The sequence below is a fragment of the Wolbachia endosymbiont of Drosophila seguyi genome, assembly GCF_028981765.1.
GTDB lineage: Bacteria > Pseudomonadota > Alphaproteobacteria > Rickettsiales > Anaplasmataceae > Wolbachia > Wolbachia pipientis.
Map to the genome: position 1 here is coordinate 1 of NZ_JAPQLM010000059.1, position 5,344 is coordinate 5,344.

At 37.3% G+C, this 5,344-nt stretch carries 7 protein-coding genes and 2 tRNA genes; 1 reads left to right on the forward strand and 8 read right to left on the reverse strand.

All coding sequences use genetic code 11. The annotated features are described in order from the left end of the window. Nucleotides 1-133 precede the first annotated feature (133 nt). The 8 genes from OZD62_RS01190 to OZD62_RS01225 form a co-directional block, all read right to left on the reverse strand. The gene (locus OZD62_RS01190) at nucleotides 134-871 is read right to left on the reverse strand and encodes a putative folate metabolism gamma-glutamate ligase (protein WP_275019258.1); all 738 of its coding nucleotides are present in this window, start codon (nucleotides 869-871) and stop codon (nucleotides 134-136) included. Between the two features lies 1 nt (nucleotide 872). Continuing rightward, nucleotides 873-1,352 carry a dihydrofolate reductase gene (locus OZD62_RS01195; protein WP_038199174.1) on the reverse strand — a complete coding sequence of 160 codons (480 nt, stop codon included), beginning with the start codon at nucleotides 1,350-1,352 and terminating at the stop codon, nucleotides 873-875. After that, the gene (gene folP / locus OZD62_RS01200) at nucleotides 1,349-2,629 is read right to left on the reverse strand and encodes a dihydropteroate synthase (protein WP_138317886.1); all 1,281 of its coding nucleotides are present in this window, start codon (nucleotides 2,627-2,629) and stop codon (nucleotides 1,349-1,351) included. Before folP ends, OZD62_RS01195 begins: the two co-directional genes overlap by 4 nt. Beyond that, a complete protein-coding gene (locus OZD62_RS01205) occupies nucleotides 2,626-3,012 on the reverse strand; it encodes a dihydroneopterin aldolase (RefSeq protein ID WP_007548841.1) in 387 nt (128 codons plus the stop codon). The genes folP and OZD62_RS01205 overlap by 4 nt, the downstream gene beginning before the upstream one ends. Nucleotides 3,013-3,051: 39 nt before the next feature. Further along, nucleotides 3,052-3,708: a CADD family putative folate metabolism protein gene (locus OZD62_RS01210; RefSeq protein WP_022626367.1), complete on the reverse strand. Its 657-nt coding sequence runs from the start codon at nucleotides 3,706-3,708 to the stop codon at nucleotides 3,052-3,054. Between the two features lie 70 nt (nucleotides 3,709-3,778). Then, a tRNA-Ile gene (locus OZD62_RS01215) sits at nucleotides 3,779-3,855 on the reverse strand. Between the two features lie 42 nt (nucleotides 3,856-3,897). Continuing rightward, nucleotides 3,898-4,221 carry a thioredoxin gene (gene trxA, locus OZD62_RS01220; RefSeq protein WP_010962901.1) on the reverse strand — a complete coding sequence of 108 codons (324 nt, stop codon included), beginning with the start codon at nucleotides 4,219-4,221 and terminating at the stop codon, nucleotides 3,898-3,900. Between the two features lie 127 nt (nucleotides 4,222-4,348). After that, a complete protein-coding gene (locus OZD62_RS01225; RefSeq protein ID WP_010962900.1) occupies nucleotides 4,349-4,969 on the reverse strand; it encodes a ribonuclease D in 621 nt (206 codons plus the stop codon). A 180-nt stretch (nucleotides 4,970-5,149) separates the two neighbouring features. Here OZD62_RS01225 and OZD62_RS01230 point away from each other — a divergent pair. Then, nucleotides 5,150-5,222 (forward strand) — tRNA-Gly (locus OZD62_RS01230). Nucleotides 5,223-5,344 lie beyond the last annotated feature (122 nt).

Consider the following 5,344-nt stretch of genomic DNA (forward strand, 5'->3'; position numbering starts at 1 on the left):
GGCGAAAGCAAATACAATAGCTTCACTATCATGATAAGGGCGCTGGCGAAGGGTGTCAAGTAAGTTTTTTGTTTCTATTCCCAATGTTATATGGTTATGTAAGAAGTCTAATAGCAAATTTTTAAGTTCCTCTTTAACTCTTTAACCAGCGGGCTCGCATGAGGAGAGGAGAGTAAAGGTCCTCTTCCATAGATATCTTCACACTTTTTTCTTCTTCTGTAGTTGGCGGACGAGTAAGAAAGTGAATCTTTGGTGCGCCACTAATTATTGCCATTGGTGTTTGCTCCGCCCCTTCTCCCATAACTAAAACAGCAGACGTTGCCAGCGCATCAAGAAGATTGACTTGTGTTACTTGCAGTGGTTGATCATAAAGATCTGGCTTGCCTATATAGGAATAAAATGGTTCAAATCCACACCAACCAAGAGCAACGCCCGTAACCCCAAGGCGCATAGGTGTTATGTTACTATCTGTAATCAAAATACCAAGATGTTTTATGCAGTGTTTTGTCTTGAGATAGTTCCATATTGATAGAGCTGTTTTCTGAACATCCTTTGGGTATAAAATATACATTTCATTACCATTTGATTCATCAATACCAGCAGATGGAATTAAGATATTGTCTTTGATTGTTAAATAGATGCCGTAAGAATTATGGTCTACATCAACAATTGCATCAGCTTCTCTTTTGATTAGCTCTTCTTTAGAACAAGCAGTTTTGCAAACCACTTGTTTTTGACAAATAGAAATGATTTTTGATGTGACAGCAAGAACAACTTCCTCTCTTAGCAACTCTGAAACATAGCGATCAAGAACCTGCTCTAATACTTCTCCACATTCAATGCGGTGGGTATAAATTGCTTCAACATGCATATTAACGTGTCAGCTTGCATATAGTATAATCTTTCGTTTTGGTGAGAATAGTTTTATGCCATCCATCAAGAAGTGTTAAGTTGAAATATACATCACCTTTATAGGGTTTGTGAATTTCTGTTATGATAAATTCTGAGATTAGATCATACTCCAAAAAAAGATGCGCTATTTGTGCTCCACCAATCATGAAGACTTTAGAATTACTTTGGATTGACAAAAACTCTTGCATAGAAGAAATAATAGTGCATTTTACTCCTCTGTTAAAACAAGAATTTAATTTGTCACGAGAAAAAACAACAGGGATACGATTCCCTAATATGTCTTGAGGCATAGTTTCAAATGTCTTTCTCCCCATAACAATAACTTGTTTTTCAGTCACCTGACGAAAATGATCTAACTCACTTGGATAATGCCAGGGCAATCCATTATTTATTCCAATTACCCCCTTGGGATCAACAGCCATAATTCCGATAACTATCATCCCTGTAAAGCAGCTTGAGCTACAAAAAATCGCATGTGATCACGCACATTATGCACTCGAAGGAAATCAACCTTGTTGTGTAATACAGATGATGTAGCAATTGTTTCTAAATCTCGGTTAAAGACAGGTTCTGTAGAAAAAGAAGAAATAAATGACTTTCTAGAATGGCCAACCAGAACTTTGCAGCCAAAATTTTGTAACGTTTCTATACTGCGTAAAATCTGGATATTCTGGTACATAGATTTGCCAAAACCAATACCAGGATCAATAATGATCGAGCTTTGATCAAAACCTAGAGCTAGTAATCTATTAATGTTCCTTTCTGCCCAATTATTTATGGTATCAATTGGATCAATGTCACTTGGGATAATGTTGTCACTATGTGGTGGTATGGAGAGTGAATGCATAATAACGATACTGCATCCACTGCTAGCAATCGCTTTTAAGGTATTATCATCTAGATCTCCCTTCTGATCGTTTACCCAGGCAATGTTGTAGTGCTCCAAAACATTCAAAATAACATCTGGCCAGAAACTATCAATGCTGACTTTAATGTCACCAACTTTCATATACTGATTGAGATTATCAAGCACTGGTTTTAAGCGTGCATATTCTGCTTTTGGAGTTTGTATTGAGGAGCCAGGTCTTGTTGATTGAGCACCAAGTTCAACTATGCTTGCACCATCTGATAACAGCCGCAGTGCCTGCTTGGTTGCTTGATCTGCATCATAATAAAGACCACCATCTGAAAATGAATCAGGAGTAATATTGACAATACCTACAAGCTCTGGTGAAAGCGTAAAACTCCTTAAAAAGCAATCCTTAATGTTAGGGTTAACAGTACCAAACGTTTTGTTAACTACTGCCATAGGGTTCAGCATTGTCATCAAGTGAAGCAAAAATGGTCTGTTTATCAATTCTGGGTGAGGAATCTTAAGGTAGGGTGTATCAAGTGTCAGGTCATCCCATAACAAAATATCCAAATCAATAACGCGAGGTGCCCATTTTTCATAGACCTGCAGACGGCCAATGTCACATTCAATTTGTTTAAGGCCCTTTAACAGCTCTTCAGGAGAAGAAGAACAACTGCCATACACAACCATATTTAGAAATGGCCTGTCCCACCCAGGTGAAGCATCATTTGGTAAAATAGCCTTAGTTTCCAGAATAATTGAAGATTTTAAATTTTTAAAATAGCGCTCCTGCAGTAACTGAGCAGCCTTTTGTAAATGGGAAAAGCGATTTCCTATATTTGAGCCAACAGAAATGTAAATCATTCTTGCAACGCATTACGATAAGTAAAGAAAACACCTCCATGCACACTGGGGACAGGTGGTGCAACTTTGTGAATAGTTACGCCTATAGAAGAAATAATAAGCTTTTTTTGCATCACAAGGTTATTAATGGTCCTGTATATATCATGAGTTAAATGCTCGATTAAGTTGAATTGCTTGCTTTGAACGAGAGATTGAATACTCTGAACTACCTCCAAGTAGCATATAGTATCCTCAAGCCGGTCAGTTGTAAGTCCTAAAGGGGGGGATTTAAAGGTAAAATCAATATTAACACTAACTAATTGAGAATGATACTTCTCTTCTGCACTATAGCCTAAATGAACCCAAAGCCGTAAGTCAGATATAAGAAGATTACATGCAGACATTGCATTCCAACATCACTGAGTTTAAGCTACTTACAACTACTAACACACGCTAGCATTCATCATTCCATCAAGAAAACCCCACAAGAGCCTTGCTCCCTTTTGAGCACCCTGCATAACTTTATCTTGCTCTTTTTCATCTAGATCTTCAATAAGATTTGCACATTCCTCAGAATGCCATTCATCAGCATGCATATGGACCGTAAAAAATTGAAGAGAACGCTCATCACTTATTGAATAGTGTTTTTTTAAACCTTCAATTTTAGACTTGGAAACCTCTGGAGTTTGACGTTCGTAAGCGTACAAGGCTCCAAGACCTGCTGCAAAACCTGATCTTACAATGTCAAAGTAACCATCAATTAATTCTTGTGTCTCCTTAATCTGTGCACTTTCACGAAGATCAGATCGCGCAACGCCAAGCCCTTCAGCAAAACGTTTCCATAACTCTGGATGATTTTCATCACCTTGTTCCTCTTCTATTAAATTACCAAGTAAAACCTGTCGCATTTTTAGATCTGGGCACAGAAAATGTATACCACTGATGTAACGAGGAAACGCAGCAACATGGTGATAATATTCTTTAGCATAGGTTTGTAAAGCTTGCAAGCTTAAGCTTCCTGTATTCCATGATTGGTAGAATGGATGATTTAGTAAGTGCAATTCATCTAACTTGTTATTGAGAGACTTAGTAAATTCCATCATTTCCCCCATTACATTAATATATAGTTCATATACTATAGTTTTCTCGTTGTTACGATCATGCTAACAATGGTGGGATTGGTAGGACTCGAACCTACGGCCAATTCGTTATGAGCGAACTGCTCTAACCGACTGAGCTACAATCCCTTTTATCAATATTTATAATACACACAAAAGCAAATTTGTCTATTAGCTTATTTCACTATCAACCCAACTTAGCAGATCATTTGTTGCACCAATTTTGCGTGCAATTTCCTTACCATCTTGAAATATAATCAAAGTAGGTATAGATTGAACCCCATACTTACTTGGCACTTCAGTCCCTTCATCTATGTCGAACTTGCAGATCTTAATCTTGCCTTTTCTGTCTTTAGCCAACTGTTCAATACGCGGCATTAGACTTTTACATGGCCCACACCATTCTGCCCAAAAATCTACCAGAACAAACCCTTTATAGTCAGTGACTTCAGATTTGAAATTTTGATCATTTACCGGTGTAATATCATCACTCATAAAATACCTAAACTTAAAACGATTGCTTGTAAAATATAGCGTATCTATTAGCAGTTAATCAACTAAATTCTTACCGCAGAGCTTGAAAAATTGCCCTAAAGTGTTTTGCACAAACAAAAAACTTCTATTACATCTGGTGGTTAAAGATATCCACGTTTTCCCAACCCATTAAGTCTAATTCAATACGAGTAGGAAGAAATTCAAAGCACTTTTGGGCCAATTCTTTTCTATTTTCACGCTCCAGCATTAAGTCTAGCTTTTCCTTTATCCTGTGGAGATACAAAACATCAGATGCAGCATAACTTTTTTGTTTGTCTGTTAAATTTTCATTTCCCCAATCAGAAGATTGCTGCTGCTTATTTAGTTTGGTATCAAGCAGCTCTAAGCACAACTCTTTTAAGCTATGATTATCTGTGTAAGTGCGAACTAAACGTGAAGCTATCTTTGTGCAATAGCACGGAAGTGCCCAAGTTTCCAAGTAATAACGTATTATGCTCACATCAAATCGCGCGAAGTGAAATATTTTAGTTATATTTTTATCCTCTAATATTTTTCTTAAATTTGGCGCTGTATAATCGTTCTTGAGTTGAACTAAGTGAGCGTTGCCATCATTAAAAGAGAGCTGCACAAGGCATAATCTATCTCTGCTATGAAGTAGCCCCATTGCCTCGGTATCAACAGCTATAGACCTTATATCATCTGGTATTGAACTAGCTGGCAAGTCGTCTTTATATAAAAATATTCCCATAAAATTAATACATTTTTTGGCACAATTGAAAACCTATGATAATCAAAAATGAGTCTTAAGTATACGAAAAGATCATAGAAGGAACCACGCAAATTTATGGGCTCTCACATTTTTCGTGTACACGGGGTTTACAAATCGCTGTATATGCCTATAATTAAGTAAATTTAGGTTAATTTAATTGCGGGAGTAGCTCAGTTGGTAGAGCGCAACCTTGCCAAGGTTGAGGTCGAGGGTTCGAACCCCTTCTCCCGCTCTTTGCTTTCAAAATCATTTCGTCAAAAATCCCTTGACAAACTCCGCCAGCTCCCTTATCATGATAGTGAAGCTATTGTATTTGCTTTCGCCAATCTGCAGATTAAAAGGTAAGGATTACTT